At 38.7% G+C, this 26,083-nt stretch carries 18 protein-coding genes; 7 read left to right on the top strand and 11 right to left on the bottom strand.

The window, feature by feature from the left end:
* Nucleotides 1-3: 3 nt before the first annotated feature.
* The 3 genes from C3K47_RS10660 to C3K47_RS10650 all read right to left on the bottom strand — a co-directional run bounded on the left by C3K47_RS10660 (nucleotide 4) and on the right by C3K47_RS10650 (nucleotide 3,613).
* A complete protein-coding gene (locus C3K47_RS10660; RefSeq protein WP_103789127.1) occupies nucleotides 4-636 on the bottom strand; it encodes a YiiX/YebB-like N1pC/P60 family cysteine hydrolase in 633 nt (210 codons plus the stop codon).
* A gap of 81 nt (nucleotides 637-717) precedes the next feature.
* A complete protein-coding gene (purL, locus tag C3K47_RS10655; RefSeq protein ID WP_103789126.1) occupies nucleotides 718-2,943 on the bottom strand; it encodes a phosphoribosylformylglycinamidine synthase subunit PurL in 2,226 nt (741 codons plus the stop codon).
* Nucleotides 2,944-3,106: 163 nt separating this feature from the next.
* Nucleotides 3,107-3,613, bottom strand: coding sequence for a ferritin (locus C3K47_RS10650; protein ID WP_103789125.1), 507 nt, complete (start codon nucleotides 3,611-3,613; stop codon nucleotides 3,107-3,109).
* A 95-nt stretch (nucleotides 3,614-3,708) separates the two neighbouring features.
* On the opposite strand from C3K47_RS10650, the gene C3K47_RS10645 reads away from it, so the two are divergent.
* The 6 genes from C3K47_RS10645 to C3K47_RS10620 all read left to right on the top strand — a co-directional run bounded on the left by C3K47_RS10645 (nucleotide 3,709) and on the right by C3K47_RS10620 (nucleotide 15,366).
* A complete protein-coding gene (locus C3K47_RS10645; protein WP_207765279.1) occupies nucleotides 3,709-4,608 on the top strand; it encodes a 3-hydroxyacyl-CoA dehydrogenase family protein in 900 nt (299 codons plus the stop codon).
* A gap of 389 nt (nucleotides 4,609-4,997) precedes the next feature.
* Nucleotides 4,998-9,569 (top strand): glutamate synthase large subunit, encoded by a 4,572-nt coding sequence (gene gltB, locus C3K47_RS10640; protein ID WP_243392535.1) that lies wholly within the window; start codon nucleotides 4,998-5,000, stop codon nucleotides 9,567-9,569.
* A gap of 106 nt (nucleotides 9,570-9,675) precedes the next feature.
* Complete coding sequence (locus C3K47_RS10635) at nucleotides 9,676-11,109, top strand: glutamate synthase subunit beta (protein WP_103789124.1); 1,434 nt, start codon at nucleotides 9,676-9,678, stop codon at nucleotides 11,107-11,109.
* Between the two features lie 220 nt (nucleotides 11,110-11,329).
* Nucleotides 11,330-12,520, top strand: a complete 1,191-nt coding sequence (locus C3K47_RS10630; RefSeq protein WP_103789123.1) for an amino acid deaminase/aldolase — start codon at nucleotides 11,330-11,332, stop codon at nucleotides 12,518-12,520.
* Between the two features lie 42 nt (nucleotides 12,521-12,562).
* Nucleotides 12,563-13,879, top strand: a complete 1,317-nt coding sequence (locus tag C3K47_RS10625) for a D-arabinono-1,4-lactone oxidase (RefSeq protein ID WP_103789122.1) — start codon at nucleotides 12,563-12,565, stop codon at nucleotides 13,877-13,879.
* 38 nt (nucleotides 13,880-13,917) lie between these two features.
* Nucleotides 13,918-15,366 carry a M20 family peptidase gene (locus C3K47_RS10620; protein ID WP_103789121.1) on the top strand — a complete coding sequence of 483 codons (1,449 nt, stop codon included), beginning with the start codon at nucleotides 13,918-13,920 and terminating at the stop codon, nucleotides 15,364-15,366.
* A gap of 63 nt (nucleotides 15,367-15,429) precedes the next feature.
* On the opposite strand, the gene C3K47_RS10615 is transcribed toward C3K47_RS10620, so the two are convergent.
* Nucleotides 15,430-16,506 (bottom strand): serine hydrolase domain-containing protein, encoded by a 1,077-nt coding sequence (locus tag C3K47_RS10615; RefSeq protein WP_103789120.1) that lies wholly within the window; start codon nucleotides 16,504-16,506, stop codon nucleotides 15,430-15,432.
* Between the two features lie 128 nt (nucleotides 16,507-16,634).
* Entirely contained in the window at nucleotides 16,635-17,087 is a 453-nt protein-coding gene (locus C3K47_RS10610; RefSeq protein WP_103789119.1) for a DUF1569 domain-containing protein, read from the bottom strand.
* 227 nt (nucleotides 17,088-17,314) lie between these two features.
* Here C3K47_RS10610 and C3K47_RS10605 point away from each other — a divergent pair, with 227 nt between their 5' ends.
* A complete protein-coding gene (locus tag C3K47_RS10605) occupies nucleotides 17,315-18,196 on the top strand; it encodes a TraB/GumN family protein (protein WP_103789118.1) in 882 nt (293 codons plus the stop codon).
* A 26-nt stretch (nucleotides 18,197-18,222) separates the two neighbouring features.
* On the opposite strand, the gene C3K47_RS10600 is transcribed toward C3K47_RS10605, so the two are convergent.
* From C3K47_RS10600 to C3K47_RS10575, 6 genes are all read right to left on the bottom strand, one after another.
* Nucleotides 18,223-18,816, bottom strand: a complete 594-nt coding sequence (locus C3K47_RS10600; RefSeq protein WP_103789117.1) for a DUF4886 domain-containing protein — start codon at nucleotides 18,814-18,816, stop codon at nucleotides 18,223-18,225.
* Nucleotides 18,817-18,987: 171 nt separating this feature from the next.
* Nucleotides 18,988-19,524, bottom strand: a complete 537-nt coding sequence (locus C3K47_RS10595) for a dihydrofolate reductase family protein (RefSeq protein WP_103789116.1) — start codon at nucleotides 19,522-19,524, stop codon at nucleotides 18,988-18,990.
* A 308-nt stretch (nucleotides 19,525-19,832) separates the two neighbouring features.
* A complete protein-coding gene (locus C3K47_RS10590) occupies nucleotides 19,833-21,170 on the bottom strand; it encodes an ATP-binding protein (protein ID WP_103789115.1) in 1,338 nt (445 codons plus the stop codon).
* Between the two features lie 75 nt (nucleotides 21,171-21,245).
* Nucleotides 21,246-22,697: an eCIS core domain-containing protein gene (locus C3K47_RS10585; RefSeq protein ID WP_103789114.1), complete on the bottom strand. Its 1,452-nt coding sequence runs from the start codon at nucleotides 22,695-22,697 to the stop codon at nucleotides 21,246-21,248.
* A gap of 117 nt (nucleotides 22,698-22,814) precedes the next feature.
* A complete protein-coding gene (locus tag C3K47_RS10580; protein WP_165784675.1) occupies nucleotides 22,815-24,215 on the bottom strand; it encodes an eCIS core domain-containing protein in 1,401 nt (466 codons plus the stop codon).
* A gap of 105 nt (nucleotides 24,216-24,320) precedes the next feature.
* On the bottom strand, nucleotides 24,321-26,083 hold a 1,763-nt coding region (locus C3K47_RS10575; protein ID WP_103789112.1), incomplete at its 5' end, for an eCIS core domain-containing protein.

Here is a 26,083-nt window from a genome sequence, read left to right as displayed (position 1 = left end):
CTTTTATGGATTTAAAATTTCAATCTTATTTGATCTCGAGATACCCCCAGGATTGATCCCTAGTTTTCCTTCCGGAATTTCTGCACCAAGGTCTTTATAATAATCAATCCAAACAGGGAAAAACTCATTACTTCCCGGTTTCTTAAAAGTCATTGGCTCTAATTTGAAAAAATCTTTGTTCAGGTTTGCATATTTAAAAGCATCGTAAATAAGCTCCGAACAATAATATTTTCCGTTATCATAAAGGAAATTATCATCATATTCAACGCCTAGTTTCGAAACAGAAAACTGTATGGCATTCTCAATAACTTCTTGCTTGACTATTGGTCGGCCAATGTAAATTTTATGAATAGTTCTGCCGGTAAATTTTTCTAAAGGCGTCAACTGCACCTTTGCTCCAATTGCCTCAATAATAAATACCGAATCAGCTTTCCAATAGACCAAACCAATATGCGAAAAGTGATTATCGCCATAACTTTGCGTTACCTGTTCTATAGCATCGCACAAGGGGCCACAATCCAGGTCTTCAAATAGTAGATCACCATTTTTAAGTTGAATGTTATCCAATGTTTGTGCACAAACATTGGAACTGAATAACAACACCCAAGCGATTGCAAAGCAAATTCCTCTGATCATATAAAACACTAATAAATTAAATTTCAGAAAAAAAGCCCCGAATAATCGAGGCTCTTTATTAAAATATTATGGTTTTTGAGATTATTCACCTAAATAACCGTGTAAAACATTATCGTAAACTTGTTTTACTGCAGGTACTTTACCAAATGACTCTTCGTCGATGATCATTTCGTTCGATTCGGTAACTGTTCCCAATAAACTGAATTCAACTTCATTTGTTGACATAAACTCAACAAAAGCTTCTTGTTGTTCAGGTTTAACAGAAACAACTACACGTCCCTGTGCTTCTCCAAACAAGAAGGCATCTTTACGAATTGTATCATCTGATTCAATTTCAAAGCCTAAACCATTATGCATTGCCGATTCAAATAAAGCAATGAATAAACCGCCATCAGCCACATCGTGAACTGAAGCAACTAATTCTTCTTTAATTAAACCTTTAATAGCCTGATGCATATCATACTCTTTATCCAAATTGAAATAAGGAGCAGGATATTTATCCACCTTATGGTACGAAGCTAAATATTGAGACGCAGCGATATCGTTTTGAGATTCACCGATAAGGTAAATCGCATCGCCGGCATTTTTAAAATCGATAGTGGTAAGGGTTTTCTTATTATCTAAAACGCCTAACATACCAATGGTCGGTGTAGGGAACACAGGTCCTTCATCACTTGATTGGTTGTAGAAACTTACGTTACCACCTGTTACAGGAGTTTCAAACTTAGTACAAGCTTTACTCATACCTTTAATGGCGCTAACAAACTGCCAGTAAACTTCAGGAATATAAGGATTACCAAAGTTCAAGCAGTTAGTAATTGCCACAGGTTCACCACCGGCACAAACAATGTTACGGGCTGCTTCGGCAACTGCAATCGCACAACCTTCTTCAGGGTTAGCATATACATAACGCGAATTACAATCAACCGTTAATGCCAATGCTTTGTCAGTTCCACGAACATCAACAACACCTGCATCACTAGGACGATTGGTGGTCATGTTCAACGTTCCAACCATTGAGTCATATTGATTGTAAACCCAACGTTTAGAAGCAATATTTGGATGCGAGATCAAATGATCAGCAACTTCTTTTAAGTTTTCAGGCTGTTTAATATCTTCAATTTTGAAGGCATTGTGTTCAGCCATATAAGCAGGTTCGCGGTATTCGCGGTGATAAACCGGAGCTCCGCCACCTAATACTAAATCTTCCGCAGGAACATCAGCAACCAAGGTTCCATGCATATAATAATGTAAGCGTTTAGTATCAGTAACCTCACCGATAATAGCACAGTTCAGGTCCCATTTATCGAAAATAGCTTCAACAATGGCTTCCTTACCTTTTTCAACCACAATAAGCATACGCTCCTGAGATTCAGAAAGAAGGATTTCCCAAGGTTTCATATTTTCCTGGCGGGTAGGTACTTTATCTAAATCGATACGCATACCATGCTCGCCTTTTGCCGACATTTCAGAGTTCGAACAGATAATACCCGCCGCACCCATATCCTGCATACCTACTACTGCACCTGATTGGATCACTTCAAGTGTAGCTTCCAATAACAATTTTTCCTGGAAAGGATCACCTACCTGAACAGAAGGTAAATCGTTAACAGAGTCTTCAGTAATATCTTTTGATGCAAATGCAGCGCCGTGGATACCGTCTTTACCTGTTGCAGACCCAACAATGTAAACCGGATTTCCAACACCGTATGAAGTAGCCGAAACAGTTTCTCCTACCTTAACAATACCAGCCGACATTGCATTTACCAGTGGGTTTACGTTAAAGCTTTCATCAAAGAAAACTTCACCGCCTACGGTTGGAATACCGAATGCGTTACCATAATCTCCAATACCCTTAACAACACCCTTAACCAACCATTTGGTACGGTCGAGGTTAATATCGCCAAAACGTAATGAGTTTAATTGGGCAACCGGACGGGCACCCATGGTGAAAATATCACGGTTAATACCACCAACACCGGTAGCGGCACCTTGATAAGGTTCTAAGGCCGATGGGTGGTTATGAGATTCAATTTTAAAACAGCAAGCCAAACCGTCGCCTATATCAACCAAGCCGGCATTTTCTTCACCTGCTTTGGCCAACATACGTGCACCTTCTTTAGGTAAAGTTTTCAACCAAACGATTGAATTTTTGTACGAGCAGTGCTCACTCCACATAACGGCAAAAATGCTCAGTTCGTTGAAGTTAGGCGTGCGTCCTAAAATTTCTTTGATTTTTTCGAATTCTTCAGGCAAAAGTCCAAGATCTTTTGCGGTTTCAACAGTGGTTAACTCCAGATGTTCCAATGTAACAGTGGTTTTTGAAATGAAAGCGCAAAGATATAAAAAGAAAACTGGAGGGGAAAGTGAAATGACAATTGATTGAATTAATTATCTGGAACTCGAAAGTGTAAAAAATAAAGGTCCGGGTGCTTTAATTCAACCGGACCTTTTGTGATATATTACCTAATTAAGCTGTTGGTTCAGTAAATACCCGATTGCCTAATTCAGTATTTAATAAATATAATGCAGAGCTATTGTCGCCGATCATCCGCAATTTCTTAAGCAAGTTTGAAATAGACGCCTCTTCTTCCACCTGTTCTGCTATAAACCATTGCAAGAAATTATGTGTGGCAAAATCATTCTCAATTAATGCATGCTTTACAAGGTTATTTATACTTGCTGTTACTTTTTTTTCATGCGCAAGTGTAGTTTCAAAGGCATGAATGATCGAATGAAACTCAGTTTCGGGAGCATCAACCCCTTTCATGGTAACCTTTCCTCCTACTGCATGAAGGTAATCGAATTGCTTGCCTGCATGAAAAAGTTCCTCCTTTGATTGAACACGAAAGAAATTGGCAAAGCCATCCAGCTCCTGATCCTGAAAATAAGAACAAATAGATAGGTATAAATTGGCGGCAAAGAGTTCGGCGTTGATCTGCTCATTGAGCATGTTTTCCATGTTTTTACTGATCATAATTTCTCAAATTTTATCAAATTTATATGCTGGGTTTTATTTATCCTATAATTTATAGAATATTTGAACTTCAAATTACTAATCATTAACCTTATATGTCTGATATTAAAAATGTAGCTGTAATCGGCTCCGGAACCATGGGGAATGGTATTGCGCATACGTTTGCCCAATTCGGTTTTAAAGTTTCATTAATTGATGTTTCTCAGGATGCGTTAAATAAAGGCTTAACAACGATTGCTAAAAATCTCGATCGTCAGGTTGCTAAAGGTTCATTAACCGAATCGGATAAAGAATCTACTCTAACTAATATTACTACTTATACTGATTTAAAGGAAGGTGTTGCTAACGTTGAGCTGGTGGTAGAAGCCGCTACAGAAAATATTGATCTTAAGCTGAAGATTTTTAAAGATCTGGATGCCTGCACGTCACCTAATACCATTTTAGCTACTAATACATCATCAATTTCAATTACTAAAATCGCTTCGGTTACCACAAAAGCTGATAAAGTAATAGGTATGCATTTTATGAACCCGGTGCCGGTTATGAAACTTGTTGAGGTTATCAGAGGTTATGCTACCAGCGATGAGGTTGCGGCTATCACTATGGAGCTTTCAAAAAAATTGAATAAGGTTCCTACTGAAGTTAACGACTATCCTGGTTTTATTGCCAACCGTATTTTAATGCCGATGATCAATGAGGCTATTTATTCATTATATGAAGGCGTTGCCGGTGTGGAAGAGATCGATACGGTAATGAAATTAGGTATGGCCCATCCAATGGGGCCTTTACAACTGGCTGATTTTATTGGATTGGACGTTTGTTTGTCTATATTAAATGTATTGTATGATGGATTCGGGAATCCCAAATATGCACCTTGTCCTTTGTTGGTGAATATGGTAACGGCAGGTTATAAAGGTGTAAAATCGGGTGAAGGATTTTATAAATACACTGCCGGAAGTAAAGATCTGGTGGTTTCTGACAAGTTTAAAAAGTAAACCTTTAACAGTGTTTAAAAATAATTTTCAGAATAAAATTCGGAAAACTTTAACTTAGTGTATTATTTACACAATGATACTATATGTAAAGTGTTTCTATTCAGAATAATATTTCTACATAAAACAAAAGCTCAGTCATTTATTTTGACTGAGCTTTTCTTTTTGAAACTTAATTCTAAATTTTCCACTTTATCAATGCAAGTGTTGAAAAAAGGTGTGTTTATTAATAATAACGTTCAAAATCACATATTTTATTATAAAATAAACAAATTTTAACCATCTGTTATGAAATTATAATAAACATTTGTATTTTTAGGAACCAATTTTTCAATAAACTAAATGAGGTTCTCAGACAAAGATTAGTAAAGTAGTAAGTTAGGAGAACTAGAATGAACAACCACGGATTACCAGAGAAGCAAGGACTGTACGACCCTGCACATGAGAAGGACGCTTGCGGAGTTGGCTGTATCGTACAAAAGAACGGTGAACGTTCACATGAAATCGTTTATAACGGTTTACAAATTCTTAAGAATCTGCAACACCGCGGCGCTTCGGGTGAAGATCCGTATGCGGGTGATGGAGCAGGTATTTTAACCCAATTACCACACGCTTTCTTTAAAAAGGTATTGGCGAAGGCTGATTTCTCACTTCCTGACGAAGAAGAGTATGCAGTAGGTATGACTTTTTTGCCACGTGACGAAAAGGATGCCGAGCTTTGCAAACAGTTAATTGAAGAGGTGGTAGCCGAAGAAAAGGAAACTTTTTTAGGCTGGAGATTGGTTCCTTGCGATAATTCGTGCCTTTCAAAAAATCTACTTCATTTAGAACCTTCTATTTACCAGTTTTTTGTTCAACGTGCTGAAGCCGATTCAGAAGCGTTTGAACGTAAGCTTTATATTATTCGCCGTCAAATTGAAAAGAAAGTAGCGGCAAGTAATATTGAGCAAAAGAAATTCTTTTATATCACCTCTCTTTCTTCTCGGGTGATTGTTTATAAAGGAATGTTTAACGCATGGCAGCTGGAAGATTATTTCCACGATTTCAAAGATGAATCTTTTGAAAGTTCATTGGCGTTAATTCACCAACGTTATTCAACTAACACTTTCCCTACCTGGAGTTTGGCTCAGCCGTTCCGTTATATTGCGCATAACGGTGAGATCAACACTTTACAAGGAAATATTAACTGGGCCAAGTCGCGTGAAGGCAACCTTGAATCGAGTTTGTTTGGTAATGATCTTGAGCGCTTATTTCCAACCATTCAAAAAGGAAATTCAGATTCAGCATCGTTTGACAACTATCTTGAATTATTGGTTCAATGCGGTCGCGATTTAGATCATGCCATGATGTTAATGATGCCTCAGGCTTGGGAAAATGATGACCAGATCCATCCAGATCTAAGAGGTTTCTATGAATATGCTAACTCAATTCTTGAGCCTTGGGACGGTCCTGCAGCCATGATGTTTACTAATGGTTTGCAAATTGGAGCTTGTTTAGATAGAAATGGTTTGCGTCCGGTTCGTTTTACCGAAACGTATGATGGCTATTTCATTATGGCTTCTGAAAGTGGTGTTTTACCTATTCCAGAAGAGAAGATCAAGCGTAAAGGCAACCTGGGTTCTGGTCGCATGATCTTAATTGATACCACAACAGGTGATATTATGGATGATAAGGCAATTAAAAAACGCGTATCAGAAAAAGCACCTTATAAACAGTGGATCGACGAGCACCGTATCCGTTTAAAAGATCTTCCTGCTCCTGCCCATGTAAATCAGCCTAACCACGAAAATCTTCGTTTGGCTCAACGTGTATTCGGTTACACTTACGAAGAGCTGCATATGTTAATGAAGCCAATGGCAGATGAAGGTCAGGAAGCTACGTATGCAATGGGTAATGATACTCCATTAGCAGTTTTATCTGAACGTCCTAAACTATTATATAACTACTTTAAACAGCGTTTTGCACAGGTAACCAACCCTCCTATCGATTCTATTCGTGAAGATCTGGTAATGTCATTACGTATTGAGATCGGTGGTGCTAATAATATTCTGGAAGACAACCCGATCAATTGTAAAATGCTTGAAATCAGTCAGCCGGTGTTTACCAATGATGAGTTAGAGCAATTAAAACAATTGAAAACAGCTGGCTTCCGCTCAAAAGTACTTGATATCAGCTACCCGATTTACGAACAATCTTTAGAGCAGGCTTTAGCCGAACTTTGCAAAAAAGTAGAAGAGATAGTTGATCAGGGTTACCGTCTGGTAATTCTTTCAGATCGTAATCATTCACGCACGCATGCTCCTATTCCAACTTTATTAGCCGTTTCAGCAGTACACCATTACCTGATCCGCGCAAGCAAACGTGGTAAAATCGGTATTGTGGTTGAAAGTGGGGAGGTTCGCGAAGTACATCATTTAGCTTTACTCTTAGCTTTTGGTGCCGGCGGTGTGAATCCTTACCTGGCTTTTGAATCGCTAACCGACATGGAAATGAGCGGTCAGCTTGAAAAAGGTATTAACGAAAGTAAAGCACATAAAAACTACATAAGCGCTCTCAAAAAAGGTTTATTAAAGATTATGGCCAAAATGGGTATCTCTACCTTGGTAAGTTACCAGGGTGGTCAAATCTTTGAAGCCATAGGAATTAATCAGGAAGTTATTGATAACTACTTTGAGGGCACCTTTTCAGCTATTGGAGGTGTTGGAATTGAAGGGTTAGAAAGAGAATTAAAAACTCGTCATGAAAATGCATACAAAGTTGAAAAGCACTACTTCGACAAATTGTCAACTGGCGGAGAATATCATTGGCGCCAACAGGGCGAATACCATGCTTACAACCCTGAAACTGTTCACTTACTGCAACAGGCTGCATGGAAAAACGACCCGGAAATTTATAACAAGTTTTCCGCTTTAGTAAATGACCGTACTCAGGAGCTGAGTTTCTTACGTGGATTATTTGACTTAGACGAAACAGAGCTTCCATCAATTTCAATAGATGAAGTTGAACCTGCTAAAGAGATCGTCAAACGTTTCACCACGGGAGCAATGTCTATCGGTTCTATATCTCGCGAAGCCCATGAAACATTGGCGATTGCGATGAATAATTTAGGTGGAAAAAGTAATACTGGAGAAGGTGGTGAAGATGAGATCCGCTTTAAACCGGATGCTAATGGTAACCTTCGTCGTTCAGCAATTAAGCAGGTAGCTTCTGGCCGTTTCGGTGTAACTTCAAATTACCTGGTTAATGCCGATGAGTTGCAGATCAAAGTGGCTCAGGGTGCTAAACCTGGAGAAGGTGGTCAGTTACCTGGCTTTAAAGTGGACGATTATATTGCTAAACTTCGTCACACTATTCCAGGAGTATCCTTGATCTCTCCTCCTCCACATCATGATATTTATTCGATCGAAGACTTATCACAATTGATCTTCGACTTAAAAAATGCCAATCGTTGGGCAGATATCAGTGTGAAACTGGTTTCTTCTACCGGAGTTGGTACAGTAGCGGCAGGTGTTGCCAAGGCACTTGCTGATTCAATTACCATTTCTGGATACGATGGCGGTACTGGAGCTTCTCCTGCTACCTCAATTAAACATGCGGGTATGCCTTGGGAAATTGGTTTGGCCGAGGCCCAGCAAACCCTGGTGTTAAATAAACTACGAGGACAAATTCGCTTACAGGTTGATGGTCAGCTGAAGACTGGTAGAGACGTTGTTATTGGCGCATTATTAGGCGCTGAGGAATTTGGCTTCGCAACTTCAGTTCTAATCGCTACCGGTTGTATCATGATGCGTAAATGTCACTTGAATACCTGTCCGGTTGGTGTGGCAACGCAGGATAAATACTTACGTACTAAATATCATGGTAAACCTGAGTATGTTCAGAACTATCTGATGCTTGTTGCTGAAGATGTTCGTCAGATAATGGCTAAACTAGGTTACCGTAAGTTCGAAGACATGGTTGGCCAGGTTCAACGCTTAAGTACTCATAAAGCTATTGACCATTACAAGGCACATGGCTTAGACTTTAGCCCTCTGTTTGTAAAACCTGCTTCTGTTGATAACGTTTATCGCAATGTTAAAAAACAAGTTCATGCTATAGGCGAGGCGGTGGACAATGAATTGATCGCAGATGTTAAAGATGCATTTGATGGTAAGAAATCAATCGTAGTAGAGAAAAAGATTTTTAATGTATACCGCACATTTGGTACCATGCTGGGAAGTGAAATTACCCTACGCCATGGTGCAAAAGGATTGCCGGAAGATCATATCGTATTGAACCTAACTGGTACTGCCGGACAAAGTTTTGGAGCGTTTATTCCTAGCGGATTAACATTAAATCTTCGTGGTGATGCCAATGACTATGTAGGTAAAGGTCTGTCAGGAGGTAAGATCATTGTTGCTCCCCCTCTTAAATCATCTTTAGAGCCGCACAAAAACGTAATTGTGGGTAATACTTGCTTATACGGTGCTACTTCAGGTAAAGCATTCTTCTCGGGCTTGGCCGGACAACGTTTCGCGGTTCGCAACTCAGGTGCAAAAGCAGTTGTTGAAGGCTTAGGCGATCATGGTTGTGAGTACATGACTGGTGGTATTGTAGTTGTACTGGGTAGTACAGGTAAAAACTTTGCTGCTGGTATGAGCGGTGGTATTGCTTACGTGTTTGATCAGGATAAAACCTTTAAGAAAAATTGTAACCTGAGCATGGTTGCTGTTGAAAAGGTAACTGATGACGCTCGTCAGAAAGAGTTGTATGAGCTTATTAAACAGCATTATGAGTATACCGGTAGCCCTAAAGCAAAAGTTATTCTGAACAACTGGGCTCGCAGAGTTGAAGATTTCGTAATGGTTATTCCTTTTGAATACAGAAAGATTCAGGTTCAGCTTGATAGGAGAACTTCAAGTGCATTACAGCCAACTGTTTTCAGCAATCAGCCGATAAAGACTTTAGCTGTTGAAAGTAAGTAAAGCGCTCTTTTTCGGGTTTGAGATCAATAAAGGATTTCAAACCAGGATAGATAAATGATTAAATGGTAGAACGATAAGAGTGAAAAGCTCTTAAATCAACGATACAATGGGAAAACCTACAGGATTTATTGATTACCCAAGAGAAGATATGCAGAAAGCGCCGGCAATGGAACGCGTTCAGCACTTTAATGAATTTGAAAAACCACAAAGCGAGCAGCGTGTAAAAACTCAGGCTGCCCGTTGTATGGGCTGCGGAATACCGTTTTGTAACTGGGGCTGCCCGGTCTCAAACTTAATTCCGGAGTTTAATGATTTTGTTTACAAAGGTCAGTGGAAAAACGCTTATGGTACCTTAATGAGTACCAATAACTTCCCTGAATTTACAGGTAGAGTTTGCCCTGCTCCTTGCGAACCGGCTTGTACAGCATCGTTAGTTGAAAAACCAATTAGTATTAAGCAAATTGAGCTTTCGATTATTGAAAAAGCTTTTGCCGAAGGTTGGGTAAAACCTAACCTGGTTCCCTACCGTACCGGTATTAAAGTAGCGGTAATTGGTTCAGGTCCGGCAGGTTTAGCGGCTGCTCAGCAATTGAATTTGGTTGGTCACTCAGTTACTGTATTCGAAAAGAATGATCGATTAGGCGGTTTATTGCGCTATGGTATTCCTGATTTCAAATTAGAGAAATGGGTAATTGATCGCCGTGTTGCTTTAATGGAAGAAGAAGGTGTTACCTTCAAAACCAATGCGCACGTGGGAGAGAACATCTCTATCGATGATCTTAAGGCTGAATTTGATTATATCTGTTTATGCTGCGGTTCTGAAAAACCTCGTGGCTTAGGAAACATTCCTGATGCTGATAAAAAAGGTATTTACTTCGCGATGGAGTTCCTTACTCAGCAAAACAAAGAAAACCATGGTGACCAGTTGCATCCGGAAGTAAAAATTGATGCGAAAGATAAACATGTGGTTGTATTAGGTGGCGGTGACACCGGTTCTGACTGTATTGGTACTTCCATTCGTCAGGGTGCAAAAAGCGTTACTCAAATTCAGATTCACAAGGCTTTACCAGAAGAGCGTTACGAAAGCAACCCATGGCCAATGTGGCCTAAAACCTTTGCAACTTCTTCTTCGCAGGCTGAAGGTTGTGAGCGTATTTTCTCAGTGGTAAATACCGCTGTAAAAGGTGGAGATAAGATCGAAGCATTTGAGCTTCAGCCAATCAAATGGCCTGATGGCGAGATCAAATCGGGCCAACGTAATTATGAGATCGCTGGAGAGAAATATGATATCCCTTGCGATATTTTATTGATCTCATTAGGTTTTGAACATGCAATTCACGAAGGTTTAGTTGATTACCTTGGATTAGAGAAAGACAAACGTGGAAACATCAAAGTAGAAAACTTCCGTACATCAGATCCTCAGATTTGGGCTGCTGGTGATATGATTGAAGGTGCAAACCTGATTGTAACCGCAATAAACAGCGGCCGTCAAATGGCTAGCACACTTAAAAAATACATTAAGTCGCAAAGCGACAAATAGCTATCAAAGAGACAATCTCAGTTGATGAACTGAAGTGCTGCGTACTTTCATCATTCATCAACCAATTCTCATAGCTTACTAGGCATCGGTCATAACGACCGGTGTCTTTTTTTTGTTATAAAATGATATTGCTGACTGATTAAATTAGGTTTAATCCTGATTTTTTATGCCTGCATAATTAATTTATTTTCATATGTTAGGCAAATAATCAATTGTATCAATGCTTAACCGTTACGAATATTACAAGGAAATATTTAAAAACATTCCCAAACCTTTTGCCTACGTTGACTTAGATCTATTGGACGAGAATATTGAAGCGTTGAGAAAACGCTCAGGAGACAAGAAAATTCGTGTGGCTTCAAAGTCTATTCGTTGTCGTACCATTATCGACCGGGTTTTAAAAGCCCATAATCAGTTTGAAGGATTGATGTGTTACACGGCTACTGAAGCATTATGGTTAAGCGATTTAGGCTATGATAATTTATTGATCGGATATCCTACCACTGATTTAAGTCAGATTGAACAGGTTGCAAATCGGGTTTCAAAAGGTAAAAACATTTGCCTGATGATCGATAGCGAAGAACAAGCTAAACGAATAGATGAGGTGGGTAAGCAATTAAACGTAAAGGTTCCGGTTTGCTTGGATATAGATATGTCTTCTGATTTTCCCGGTTTACATTTTGGTGTTTGGCGATCAAATCTTCGCTCTGCAACTTCGGTTGAAATCCTAGGTAAAAATCTATTAAAATACAATTATATATCTGTTTGTGCTATAATGGGTTATGAGGCTCAAATTGCAGGATTAGTTGATAATCTTCCGGCTAATGGTTTAAAGAATCATGTGGTTCGTTTGCTTAAAACGAGATCAATAAACGAACTAAAAAAGCGCCGCGAAGAAAGCGTTCAAAAGTTGAAGCAATTAGGTTATAACATACAGCTTGTAAATGGTGGTGGTACCGGAAGTTTGGAAAGCACACGTGAAGAAACAGATGTAACCGAGGTAACCGTTGGCTCAGGCTTTTTTAATTCTCATTTGTTTGATAATTATCAAAACTTTAAACATCAGCCAGCCGCAGGTTTTGCCGTTGAAGTGGTACGCAGACCAAAAGCTGGTATGGTTACCTGTTTAGGCGGCGGATATATTGCCTCTGGCGGTACCGGAAACGAAAAGCAACCGCTACCCTATTTGCCTGAAGGCATAAAATTGACTCAAAATGAAGGAGCGGGTGAAGTGCAAACGCCATTGACGTTCATAAACGGAACAAATTTAGAATTAGGCGATCCGGTGTTTTTCCGTCATAGTAAAGCCGGTGAGTTGTGTGAGCGTTTTAATGAACTTTATCTTGTTTCCAAAGGACAGATTGTAGATCGTGTTAAAACCTATCGGGGCGAGGGAAAATGCTTTTTGTAGATTCAGCTATCAATTTAAATAACTAAAAACCATTTTATATCAATGAAACCTACAACCTGGAGCAATTGGAGCGGAAGTGTTCAGTGTTCGCCTTTGGGTGTTTTACTTCCTGCATCGGAAGAAGAAATTATTCAGATCATTAACAGGGCCACTACGGAAGGGAAAAAGATTCGTGTGGTTGGCTCAGGACATTCGTTCTCAAACCTAGTGGAAACGAATGATTACATCGTTAGTCTTGATAATTTACGTGGGATTATTTCGATAGATAAGGGCAAACAAGAGGTTACTGTAAAAGCAGGAACAAAAATTAAGGAATTCGGAAATCTACTTTTCGAAAACGGGCTAGCCCAGGAAAATTTAGGAGATATTGATGTTCAATCGCTGGCAGGAGCCATCTCAACCGGAACACACGGTACCGGAACTTCTTTTGGCAACCTTTCAACTCAGCTTACTGCTATTAAGTTTATCAATGGAAAGGGCGAAGTAATTTTCTGCTCCGATTCCGAAAACCAACAGTTATTTAAAGCGGCCCAGGTTAGTTTAGGTACATTAGGAATTATAACAGAACTAACCTTTAAAGCCATACCGGCTTATAAACTGGAGTTTACCTCCGGAAAAGAATCATTGGATGAAGTGTTGAATAACTATGAACGGTACAATAGAGAGAACCGGAATTTTGAGTTTTACTGGTTTCCGGGTACCAATATTGTTCAAACCAAATTCAGTAATGCTAGTGATCTACCGGCTAAAGAATATGGTACGGCCAATTACATCACTGATATGTTGTTGGAAAATCATGCGTTTGGTGCTTTATCAAAAATTACTCATTGGTTTCCTAAAGCAAGTAAATCGATAGCTCAAATTTCGGCTAAAGCAGTTTCAACCAGCCACAAAATTAACTGGAGCCATAAAGTATACGCTTTACCACGTTTGGTGAAATTTCATGAAATGGAATACAACATTCCGATCGAGAATTTTAAAGACGTAAAACGCGAGGTTCAAAAAGCATTTGATAAGCATAAATTTGACGTGCACTTCCCTACTGAAAATCGTTTTGTTAAAGGGGATGATATTTGGTTGAGTCCTGCTTTTGAGCGTGAATCGGCTTATATCGCTTTTCATGTTTATAAGCCAAACCCTTATAAAGAGTACTTTAAAGTGATGGAAGATATTTGTTTAGGCGTTGGAGGACGACCTCATTGGGGTAAAATGCATACGCGCACAGGCATCGATTTTGAAAAACTGTATCCTAAATGGAATGATTTCCAAGCCGCCCGCCAGGAAATGGATCCGGAAGGCATTTTTCTTTCACCTTACATGCAACAAATTTGCGGAGAAGCAATTTCAATGAATCGTTAACAGTTACTTAACTATTGATAAAATACTAAAACCAATCCATGCTAAAGAAGATTCTACTTTTTATTCTTACCGTTTTGGTAGTCATTATTGGTATCATGACCTTCAAAACTTTAACCTTCAAATCGAAACAGCCTGATGTTGCAGCTATAAAACCTATTGAGATTGATCAGCAATCGGTTATTAACTTTCAAAATGCTATTCGTATAAAAACAGTTTCTTTTGAAGATACTTCCCTGGTTGACACTGCACAATTTGCAGCGAACCTAAAATTCATGGAAACGACCTACCCTAACCTGAATAAAACCTTAAAACGGGAGGTAATCAGCAAATACAGCTTGTTGTACACATGGCTAGGAAAAAATCCTTCTTTAAAACCGGTTGTATTAATGGGCCATATGGACGTGGTTCCGGTAGAAGAAGCCTCAAGAAATAAGTGGAAAGCTGATCCATTTGGTGGAGAGATTAAGCAGGACACTATTTGGGGGCGTGGAGCAACAGACGATAAGATCACAGTGATTACCATTATGGAAGCGGTGGAAAAGCTTGTCTCGGAAGGATTCCAGCCTGAGCAAACCATTTACTTAGCATTTGGCCATGATGAGGAAATCAGCGGTAAAGCGGGCGCTTCAAAAATCTCCAGTTTATTGAAAGAACGTGGCGTTAAAGCGGAATTTGTTATGGATGAAGGAGGGTTGATGATTGACGGCATTGTAAAAGATAAAACCATTGCCTTAGTTGGAACTGCAGAGAAAGGCTATCTTTCCATTGATTTGGAAGTAAATGCAGAAGGAGGACATTCATCCGCACCCGGTAAAGAATCCGCAATAGATATCCTTATCTCGAGCGTTACTAAAATTCGTAACCATCCTTTTAAGAGTTCGTTTACTACTCCAACTTTAGAACTGGTAGAATATTTAGGGCCGGAAATGTCACCGTTTTTAAAGGCAGTATTTGCAAACAAATGGATCACCAAACCTTTGATCCAGAAAGAATACGAAAAAACCGCTCGTGGGGCGGCCCAGTTTCATACTACCATTGCTCCTACTATTCTAAAAAGTGGCTTTAAAGATAACGTGATTCCTACAGTGGCTACGGCTACTATCAACTTCCGAATTCTTCCGGGTGAAACTCCTGAGACCGTTTTAGAGCATGTTAAGGCTGCAGTGAATGATCCACGGGTAAAAATTATCCAAAGAGTTGAATCTAAGGCAAATCCTTCAAAAATATCATCCACACAAGCTAAAGGTTTTCAGGCCATTGCTAAAACCAACAAACAATTGAATCCTGATATTCCGGTAAGTCCGTTTTTGTTGATTGCCGTAACGGACTCTCGTTATTATGCAGATATTACCGACAATATTTACCGTTACGTGCCTTCAAAGCTTATTGGTTATCACGATATTAATGAACGAATTGCAGTGAAAGATTATAAAGGCGCAATTGCCTTTTATTACCAATTGATCAAAAATCTAAATGAAATAAAATAAATTGAAAGGGCTCAAGCGAAAAACTTGAGCCCTTTTATCTAAAAGCATTCCTATCGTGATTAATTAATTAATTATTTGTTTGGCAATATCGGCTGCAAAATCATCTAAGCTTACATTTCCGGTATTGGTAAGAATAATGATCGTAGAATTGGCTTCCAAAATCTGAAACAACATGGCTTGTGCGCCCATAATGGATCCGGGACGTTTTATAATGGTATATTTCTTCTGACCAATTTCATAATCCTTATAAACCCAAACACCATAGCCGTATTCCCCTAAACCCGAACAGAACATTTCCTTCATCGTTTCCGGTTTTAACAGACTTCCTTCAAATAAAGCGTCTGAAAAATTTAAAATGTCACCAGCGGTTGAATACATAGATCCGGCAGCATACCAATTTTCCCAATATACCGGTAAATCATTGGATAAAGATTTCAAATCATCCCTGTAGAAATAGCTATCAGCAAGTTTGCTTATTATCTTTTCTTGTGATAACATTCCTGTATTCAGCATTTGCAATGGATCCAGCAATTTTTCTTTTAAATATTGCTCGTAGCCTTTACCCGTTACTCGTTCTATAATTTTACCAAGAATTATAAAATCGGCATTATTATAATCGAACTCTTTACCCGGAGTGGTAACAAGTGTATCGCTGCAAAATTTTGCCAGTAGTTCATCTGAAGTGAAAGGTCGCTGATACTGTGGAATGCCATTTTTTAGGGCACTTTCGAGTGAAACCCCAGCGTCCATATTTCGCATCCCGGAGGTCATATTCAGTAATTGCTTTATGGTAACTTTATTTTTTCCGGCTCCTTTATAATCAGGTAAATAGGCTGAAATTGTTTTATTCAGATCGATCGATCCTTCTTCAGATAACTGAAGAACTAAAACGGCTGTAAAAGCCTTCGTTATGGAAGCAACCCTGAATTTGGTATCAATTGTATTGGGTATTTTAAACGAAAGATTAGCAAAACCGAAACTTTGATAATAAGTTGTTTTTCCGTTCTGCTTTACCAGAACAATTCCATTGAAGTTGTTTTTTGATACAAAGGATTCGATAAATGAATTAACCTTTGGAGTTTGCGCTGATGAAAGTAAGGCATGCATCAGCAGGATAAATACCCAAAACAGTTTTTTCATAACGTATTAATTTCAGATTGGTAAATCATATAACCAGAATAGATTATGATTAATAAAGCAAAATAATCCCTCCCTAATGGCATAAAAACTTTAAAAACATCAAAATAAATCTAACTTAAACTGCTGAGTTATACTCCAAACTGTCTCAAGTGATGATCCATGTGTTTGTAAGCTGCAATACCCCATTGTTTTGTTGAAATATTACCAAATGCAGGATGAGAAAGCGTTAATTCCTTTTTATTTAGAGGAAATTGATGAATAAGATCAATAAATTCATCCTTTATTTCTTCAAAATTCAAATTGTTGATTTTGTGTCCAATAATATGATGATCTTCACTTTTAATCCCTTTTTTAAAATTGGGTGCGAGATATAAAGCAAGAATTCTCAACAAATATTGTTTTAGTGATGTTTTTTGAGTTCCCCTGCTACCCTCTAAAATTTCCCGGTTACAAGAGTTGCAATGCATCAACATTTCTTCAGCTGTCATTTTACCCCATAAACCCGAGCTTTCAGCGCCTAATTGTTTTACTCTTTCTATTATTTTCTCTGCAGTTTCGTTGTTAAATAAGTTTTTTTCCACGTGTTTTTGTAAATAGTTGATTGTTTTGACTTTAAATCAAAATCCGGTTTTTCATTAGACTGACCGAATTTATCAATTTGTTTGGAGAACCAATAACACTCTTTTTAGTAAAGTGGAGAAAGATTAGAGTTAGTCAAACCGTTGAAATGAGCATTATTAAAAGTTGATAAAAATCATTTTTTAAAGAAAGTTGTCAACTTACCTTGCGACACTTTAACAAATTACAAATGAAGAGATTAGTGATTGTTGGTGTATTGTTGTTTGTTTCAGTAAAATTCGCTGTTGCCCAATACGATCCGCTTTATTGGGAAATCAAATCAAAAGATAATTCGAAAACATCATATCTGTTAGCTGTTCCTTATGTGCTATGCGCAAACCAGTTAGTGTTTGGCGATGCTGAAAAACAAATGATGTTGGCAGCCGACCAGGTTTTTTTTCAAAATGATATAAGTAAGCCGGAATTTATTACATCCATTCTGGCCTACAAAGAAAAGCATAAAGGGTTTGAGCTAAAAAAGATATATTCACCAGAAGAATACACGTTTTTGAAATCATTTTGTAAAGATTCACTTGGCGTGGATATAAATAATTATCCGGATAATTACGCTTTATTCAATCTGATCGTAAGTCGCAGTGTGGGTTGTGAACCTCAATCGGCCGAGACAACCCTGATCAGATTTGCCAATGAAAACAATAAAAAAATCATTGAATTAGAAAGCCCTACAGCCATTTTTGAGCAACTTGCGAAAATTAGTAATAAAGACAGGGTGGCATGTTTCCTGAACTTTGTGAGAAACTACAGAACCGCATCTACTAATTTTAATAAGGTTAAAAATGTATATGCAAGTCCATCAGAAATAGATTTTACTTATGTAAAAGGTATTTCAACCTATTTTTCAAAACCACATTATAAATACATTGTAGAGGATAGAGTTAAAGCCTGGACCGACAAAATGAAAGCAGCTATGAATAATAAAACCAATTTTTTTGTTGTGCCAATGTATCTTTTACCCGGTAAAAAAGGCATTTTAAAACAATTGGAAGCTAAAGGGTTTGAAGTTAAAGCAATTGATCCTAATCTGCGGGATGTGAATTATGTTTTGAATTAACCTCTATTAAATCAAAAGTCTAATGGTCAATATGCTATCACCTTTGCATGATTGGCCCATTTTTTTAAAATATTGGCCGTATCAATAGCTACCAAAGGATCTGTGTATGGATTAGTTAGTGGATCTTTATTAAACAGGATCTTATAAAATATACCAGCCGTAAAAAAAGTACCCTTAAGGTTAGGGTGAATACCATCCGAATCGTATAATTCCATTGAATCTTTTGATTTTATTAATTCATCCCATTGCCAACCAATGGGAACTATCGAAGATCGTGTGTCTTTTGCAACCTCATTATACGCTTCCGATAAGGGGTAAATCATATCCGGATAATCTTTGTAGGCCCAGGTCATGAAAAAATAGAGTTTAGCTTTCCCCGTGCTTTTTATCAGCGAATCGAATTTATGGGCATACAGCAGCATTTTTTCCTTTTCGTTTATAGGTCTGAGGCTTTGTTCCTGTAAAATGATAACATCCCATAAACCATTTTTTATTTTATTAATGGTTGCTATATCGTTCCAATGATTTTCAAGGGTATATCCTCCTTTAGCAATTTCCTCAATTGTTTGAAATTGAATGGAAGGATCGTTAAGCACAAAGTTCTTAAGATGATGAGCCAAACCGTGGTTGTAGTAAGTATAGCTGTTGCCGATAAATAATATAGATTGGGGAGATTTGAAAGGACTGCGTTCATCTTTTTTTACACGAAAAAAGAAACACTAAAAACAGCAGTTTAAGTAGATGTATTTTTTTCATGGCAGGGAATTTTGTTTGGATTTTAAGTGCTAAGCTCAGTCCATTTTGTCGTAAATTAGGTTTACCAGGCCGGTATCAAACTGCTGAATCTTCACAAGCTTCCATTCTGTTTCAGCTGGTTTAGGGGCGAATAATGGAATACCCTCACCAATCAATTTTGGAATAATGGAAAGGGCCATTCTGTCTATAAGTCCGCTATTTATGAAGGAAGTTGTTAACTGACCTCCACCAACAAGCCAAATGTCTTTATCAGATTTTGTACTTATTTCTACTACAAGATCTTTAATGTTCCCGGTAAAAATAAATGTATCGGGGCTATTGGTTTTGAAATTGACATTATTAGTTACCACATAGGTTGTATATCCGACATAGGGCCATTCTATTCCAAAACCCATCACCTCATCATAGGTTTTTCTACCCATAATTATTGTTTGAATATTGGCTAAAAGTTCTTCATAACCATAGTCGCCGTTTTCGGGGTTGGGGAATGAGTTAAGCCAATCTAAGTTCCCATCCGGCTTAGCTATAAATCCATCTAAACTTGTTGCTGTAAATAATACTACTTTAGACATTTACTATCGAACTTTCTTTAAATCAAATCCAGTGGTTTCTACAATTAGGACTTGTCATTAATAAGGAAAATAGAGGAAAGCTAGTTTTGCTAAATCCTTATAGCTGGCTCACATACAAATTCGTCATTTTTTTTAAGCGTGTATACAATTTAAATAATAAGCACCTATCTTTTGCCCATATTTCAAAAACAAGTTTTTCAAAAAGTCAATTAATTAAACCGACCCTTATATTACTCTAACCCCAAACCGCTGCAGCTAAATGGTTGTAGCGGTTTATTTTTGATACCAAGTTTTGCATAAAATTAGAATCAACCTACAAACACTTTTTCTTCTTTTTCATATTCCCGTTTTATCCCTTCAATGATATCCTTATGTTCAATGGTAAGGCTTTTTTTATGTATGGTTTGCAATGCTGCATAATGAATTACACTTACTATGGATGAACCGCTAAGTTCATATTTCTGGGCTATATTTTTTAAGTCGAGATCTTGGGCGAGTCCGGCTTTTGGTGGTATAGATGACCTCCAAATTTCCAATCGCTCATTAGCATTGGGGATAGGAAAATGGATGATAGCGTTAAATCGGCGGACAAATGCCTGATCGATATTGCTTTTATAGTTGGATGCCAGAATTATAAGGCCGGGGTAATCTTCTACCCGTTGCAACAAGTACGAAACTTCCTGGTTAGCGTATTTGTCATGTGCATTTTGCACATTGGTACGTTTTCCAAATAAGGCATCGGCTTCATCAAAAAATAAGATCCAGTCTTTATGTTCCGCCTTATTAAATATCTTTTCCAGGTTCTTTTCGGTTTCGCCAATATATTTCGAGACTATCTGCGAAAGATCAATACGATAAACTTCTTTCTGAAAGTGTTTACCCAAGAGCGTGGCTGTTAGCGTTTTTCCTGTTCCTGATGGGCCATGAAACAAGGCCCTGTATCCGGGTTTTATCTTATTACCCATTTCCCAGTCATTCAACAAGGAATAGTTATGATCCAGCCATATTTTAATATCATTGATCTGTAATGCTGTTTTAGGATTAAGGATCAGGTCGTCCCAATTTAGTTTTGTTGAAATGTTTTTGGCAGGAAAATCGGGGCCGAAAATGGGTTTAGCAACCGTGCCGGTAGTAAACAGATCTATAAAATCGGGCTGAAGAATAATACGACCGCTCATGCGGGGTTCAACGTTGCCAAGTCGTTCTAATTCAAGTATTTGATCTTTTGCGAAATAGTGCTCAGGTGATAAGTAAAATGACACTTCCATACGCTTCCGAATATCATTTCCGGCTAAAATGAATAAAGCGGTTTCTCCAGTTGGCAGTGTGCCACGGTGATTATTTCCTTTCACTCCTCCTATTTCCGGAAATTCACCACCGTTGGGTAAAAATTCCTGTATGATATTATCTAAAAAATTAGGTTGGATATGAGGCAGCAGGGCTAACAATAAAATAATGTATTCTTCAATGTTTAGCTGGTAGTGTACCAGGAAAAGATTCAATGGAGCGTTATCTTCTTCTATCTTTATTTCAGGATAGATAAAAGGCGTTACATTATCCTTTTGAAAGAATTGCTGAAGTCTTCGGTTGATGGTTTCGCGAAGAAAAGCAAGAGAGTGTGCAATATTCAGATGGTAGTATTCCAAGGTATTGTTTCTGTTTTACTAAAATTACTTTTAAAACAGAGCAAATGCAATACATATTAATGGTCATCTGATTTGTTAATGACCTCTAAGGACGTTTTGAGGAGCCACCAATTTTAATGTAAGCCAATAAGTTGAACCATCCTTATCACCTCCTGAAATAGATTCACGCTCTATTTGTACATCTAAGAAATCGGTAAAGCGATAACCTGCGCCCACGCTGTAAGATTTAACGGAATTTGCATCTTTACCAACCTGGAATCCACCTCCAACTGAACTAAAACCAAAGCCTCCACCTTGTTTGCCCGGATCAATACGAATACCTACCGTTGCCAAGAAACTGGCATCAATTCCGGGTTCATCGTTTATTCCTAAGCTAGTATCAACACCAAATGTCAGGTATGAATTTAAAGGTATTAGTGGCAAAGGCCGGTCTCTTTTTTCTAAGCCAATACCTAGTTTTAAATCAAAATTAGTACCTGCCCCTAAGCCAATAGTAGGTAAAAATCCAAATCGTTGAGTAAACTTATTTAAGCGGGGCAATCCTTTAGCTCCTATGTATGCACCCAGTCCACCCAGTATTGCCGGAATCATAAAACTGCCGGCTCCAAATCCTTGTTTTGGAAGCCCGATTCCCATGGTTATACCGGCAAATCCACCAAAGCCACGACCAATAAGATTTGCATCTTCTGTTGCAATATCAGCAATAAAGTGTCCCATAGCTCTTCGACCCCTTTGTGTAAAGGGCTGCGGAGGGTCTGTTATCGACATAGGTATATCACAGGTGCCATCTTTTAGCTGCCCTGAAACGGCTGAAACAAAATCAGGGCTTTCCTCTTTAAACGCTCCTGTTTCTTTACTAAAACAATATTGTTGTCCCTCAGGATGACCTTCTGTGGCTGGAATCTCCCGATAGCATTGCAAACCGGGATGCAATTTTCCGGATTCCGCTGAATCACGGCACCACTGTCCTTTTTTTACCAGATCCTCAATGTCGGATTGAATAGGTGTAGCTTTCTGACGCTGAACTGTAGCGGTATTTGAATTCGACTGTTGTATCACATGCGTGAGTTCATGCGCCAATAACTGTTTGCCATTTATCGTATTAGGTTGATATTGATCCTTTCCAAATACAATATGATTTTTAACGGTATAAGCGTTTGCATTGATCCCAGCTGCTGAATGTTGTGCTTCGGCATCGTTATGCACCTGCACTTTACTGAAATCATAATTAAACTTCGATTGCATGAACTGCTGGACTGACCTATCCAATACCTGTCCACTTGAATTAAGAGTTTGAGAAACACTCTGAGGTACTGGTAAACTAGCAGCTTGAGAAGCAGTTGAAGCAACGGCTTTAGGCTGAAAAAAAGGGTCACTTGTTTGAGAAGTGGATGATTGCATAATTGAACCCGCAACCCGATCGGCTTCCTGTTCTTCACTTTGAGCTGAGGGATTAAAGAAAAGCCTATTTTCGGTAGAACGCTGTTGTTTTGAAGCACCAGTTGATATTTTATGACACTTTCTCATAGTTGCTTATTGTTTCAAACTATTGATATACAGTGTATTGCTAATATCTGAATTAAAACTTAACTATTTATTGATTTCTTTTTTTACCATAAATCAGTTAGTAAGAATCTGTAACAACTATTTAAAGCTGCTGTTTACGAAGTATTCATGAAGCTTAGGATTCGTTTTTTCCAAAAGACCCGGATTTACCTTAAAAATGGAGAAAGCTTCAGCAAATGCTTCACGCACATTTTTCTCGGAATAGGGAGTCAATGCCTTTTTACCTTTAACAAGTTTTAAAAACTCCGTTTCAACTCTCGCTTGCTTCTTGTCGGTGGTTTCTGCTTCTTTTTCCCGGGCTGTTAATTCATCAAGCTTAGGGTTCATGCCTTTTTTCACTTCGGGTGAAGCTTTATCATACTCCTTTTGATACTTGCTTTTAAAATACATGGCTTCCATGTAAGGTCGTCGCCTTGAAGCCATCAGAGCGTGACCAATTTCATGTAGTATGCACGAAACACCCTGAGAAATACCTGGCTTATGTTTTACTTCGGTATCTGATGTTCCGTCAAAGCAGAACTTCCAAAATTCAATTTTATATTCATTGTTAACTATATCTTGTGTGGTAAGTCCGGCAACAACCTTGTTGTCATCTGTAAGCATTACACCACCTTGTTTGATAAATCGGTACCCACGTAGTTGAGCTGCCTCGGTATCATTCAGCATAGAAAGTGCTTCCGACAACAAAATAACTTCCTTTTTTAGCCATTTTGCTCCATCATTTTCAAGCTTAATATTATAAGCTGCTTCGAAATCAGGAATTACTCCATCCTCGGTTTTAACGTATTTAAAATAGATCCTTTTGTCATTGAAACAGAAGAAATAATGCTTGCCATCAAAGTAAACGTCGTGTGCCTTTCCTTTTATTGGTGTGTATCCATCTAAAGCGGCAAAATCGTGTTGGTTCTTTACACTTACCCAAGCGCTTGATTTTACGCTTTTGTCGGCACAGGCCCTTTGTATTGCTGGGCTTTGGGCATTTCCTTGTTGCACTACATGCGTTAGTTCATGCGCCAGCAATCGTTTTCCTTCCAAAGTTTCAGGTTGATATTGGCCCGAAGCAAAAACAATATGATTTTGATGTGTATAGGCTTTGGCATTAACGGCTTTGGATGACTCATTAGCTTTAGCATCAGAATGAATTTGAACTTTACTAAAATCATAACCGAACTTTGGCTCCATAAAACCGCGTGTAGAGCCATCAAGAGATTGACCATTGGAATTAATTACCTCAGCAACATCTGATGTGTATTCCCCAATAGAATGGTTGCCTCCAGCTTCTTTAAGTTGAAGTTTTTCCTCCTCTTCGCAATGGGCACATTTTCGTTGTAAACCATTTTCTATGCTTGTTTTAGGCTGAAAAAATGATTTTGCAACTTGAGGAGATTGTATTACTCTATCGGCCATGACATCAGCTTCCTGTTCGTAAATGTCATTTGGTTGATTGATAGAATACTTAGGCTGAAAAAAGGAATTCAACCGATTTATATTCGAATAACAACTTGAGATTCTCTGTATGTTAATTCGTTTAACCATCCCTTACAGATCTTCTTTCTTACTTTCAATTTTTTAGCTTTTATTTCCTCACGGATTTACCACATCTGCTTCATTTTTCCTTACTCTATCGTAATTTGGAGAACCACAAGGTCCCATAATACCGGCAGCTGTATGTGGAAGTGGCGATGCTGTACTCAAAAAGTGTCCCGCTTCATGGGAAAGTGTTAATCCATCAAAGCAGTCATTATCTTCTAATAAAGTGTCAGAGCCAAGAGTACCCGCGTTTGCATCATCGATTGTCGGAGTAGCATCCTGTTCATATTCCCAAACTAAATACACATTCCAATTACCCCCAGTAGCAAATGCAATCACTTTTCTCCATTCGTCTGTAAGAGGGTTAATTGTAAATACAACCTGAGGCCCGAGATTTGAAGCTACTACCGGAGAATCTACTGTACCTGTAGTAAACTGCACATTTGCCTGTCGTTGCCAAATTCTGTTTAAAGTTGCTGTCAGTGCAGGAGTAGTTCCTACGGCGCGTGTTGTACGATGTTGCGGTTGCGCAGGTATAATTCCAAAGAATCTGGCAGGCTGAGCTGTATCACTCATAAAATGATAATCGACAGTTACCGGACGTTGATTCTTAACCTCAATACGTAAAGTATCCAAAACCGTAGCTCCTTGGCGTGCTTCAATTCGTGTGGCACCATCGGCAACACCTGTTATCCTCACGCCGGCACCAATTGCTACTACGGTTGCAATGCCTGTATTCAAAGATACAAAGGTTGGTGAAGCCCCAACAGGGGTAATAGTTACGGCTGCTATCCTGTCTTCGCCTACTGGTATTACCTGGAAATTAGGCGTAACAGAGTCATCATATCCCTGAAATATCTGAATGAGTGATTCTGAAAATATCGCCGCTGTTGCCGGTATAGGTGGCGGTAGTGCTGGTGGAAGGGTTGCACTAGCTCTTCTGTTTGGAGCTAATGAGGTGGAGAATTGCTCTGTTTCGCCATTGGCAAATACTTCGACAAATGCCGGCGGAATGCCTGTGGCGCCACTTGTGGGCGTTTCTAATTCATTAGCAAGAATTTCAGCTCTATTGCAGGACAATGGCCAGTTTAAACTTGGCCCTCCATCAATACTGGCATATCCATCTACCCTAACCAGATCAGTGCCTCCTGATAAATGCCAGTTATTAACAAAATTGTCGATTGCAGCTAGGTCAGTTGGGTTTATTGTGCTGCTATTGTTTGCAAATAAAATGTCCAAACTTGTTCCCAGTGGCGAAGAAGTTGCTACCTGACAGGTCATTGGAGGTGCTGTTGCCGGATCATTTTCTAAAGTATGTCGCTGGATATTTTGTTCCGTAGGCTCTCTTTTTTTACTAATACCTACATTTTGTTGCACCACATGAGTTAATTCATGCGCCAGTAGGTGTTGCCCGGTTGTAGTTTCCGGTTGATACTTACCGTTTCCAAACACGATATGATTTTTGTGTGTATATGCAAGGGCGTTGATTGCTGAAGACGATTGATGAGCCAGTGAGTTATTATGAATTTGAACATTACTGAAATCATAGCCAAACCGTGGTTCCATAAAGTTTCTAACTGATTCATCCATTGGTTGTCCACTTGATGCTAATACCTGTGTTACTAATGGAGATACTACGGAAGTTCCATTCTGCTTCGTTTCTTTCCTGTTAATCTGTTCCTCTTCTTCACATGCTGCACATTTTTTCTGGATATCGGGAGGTGGTTGATACGCAGGAACTGATTCAGTAGATGGCATCCGCATTACTTTTTCAGCCATGGCATCGGCCTCCCGTTCAAATGGATCATCAACAGGCC

Origin of the sequence: Solitalea longa, assembly GCF_002920915.1 — a bacterium.
Lineage (GTDB): Bacteria > Bacteroidota > Bacteroidia > Sphingobacteriales > Sphingobacteriaceae > Solitalea > Solitalea longa.
The sequence above is the reverse complement of the archived record's forward strand: the minus strand, read 5'-3'. Positions and strand labels throughout refer to the sequence as shown.

Coding starts and splice junctions, on each gene's coding strand:
- C3K47_RS10625 (WP_103789122.1), top strand. CDS start 12,563: ATGAAACCTACAACCTGGAGCAATTGGAGCGGAAGTGTTCAGTGTTCG.
- C3K47_RS10605 (WP_103789118.1), top strand. CDS start 17,315: ATGAAGAGATTAGTGATTGTTGGTGTATTGTTGTTTGTTTCAGTAAAA.
- gltB (WP_243392535.1), top strand. CDS start 4,998: ATGAACAACCACGGATTACCAGAGAAGCAAGGACTGTACGACCCTGCA.
- C3K47_RS10620 (WP_103789121.1), top strand. CDS start 13,918: ATGCTAAAGAAGATTCTACTTTTTATTCTTACCGTTTTGGTAGTCATT.
- C3K47_RS10650 (WP_103789125.1), bottom strand. CDS start 3,613: ATGATCAGTAAAAACATGGAAAACATGCTCAATGAGCAGATCAACGCC.
- C3K47_RS10645 (WP_207765279.1), top strand. CDS start 3,709: ATGTCTGATATTAAAAATGTAGCTGTAATCGGCTCCGGAACCATGGGG.
- C3K47_RS10660 (WP_103789127.1), bottom strand. CDS start 636: ATGATCAGAGGAATTTGCTTTGCAATCGCTTGGGTGTTGTTATTCAGT.
- C3K47_RS10630 (WP_103789123.1), top strand. CDS start 11,330: ATGCTTAACCGTTACGAATATTACAAGGAAATATTTAAAAACATTCCC.
- C3K47_RS10585 (WP_103789114.1), bottom strand. CDS start 22,697: ATGAGAAAGTGTCATAAAATATCAACTGGTGCTTCAAAACAACAGCGT.
- C3K47_RS10595 (WP_103789116.1), bottom strand. CDS start 19,524: ATGTCTAAAGTAGTATTATTTACAGCAACAAGTTTAGATGGATTTATA.
- C3K47_RS10615 (WP_103789120.1), bottom strand. CDS start 16,506: ATGAAAAAACTGTTTTGGGTATTTATCCTGCTGATGCATGCCTTACTT.
- C3K47_RS10635 (WP_103789124.1), top strand. CDS start 9,676: ATGGGAAAACCTACAGGATTTATTGATTACCCAAGAGAAGATATGCAG.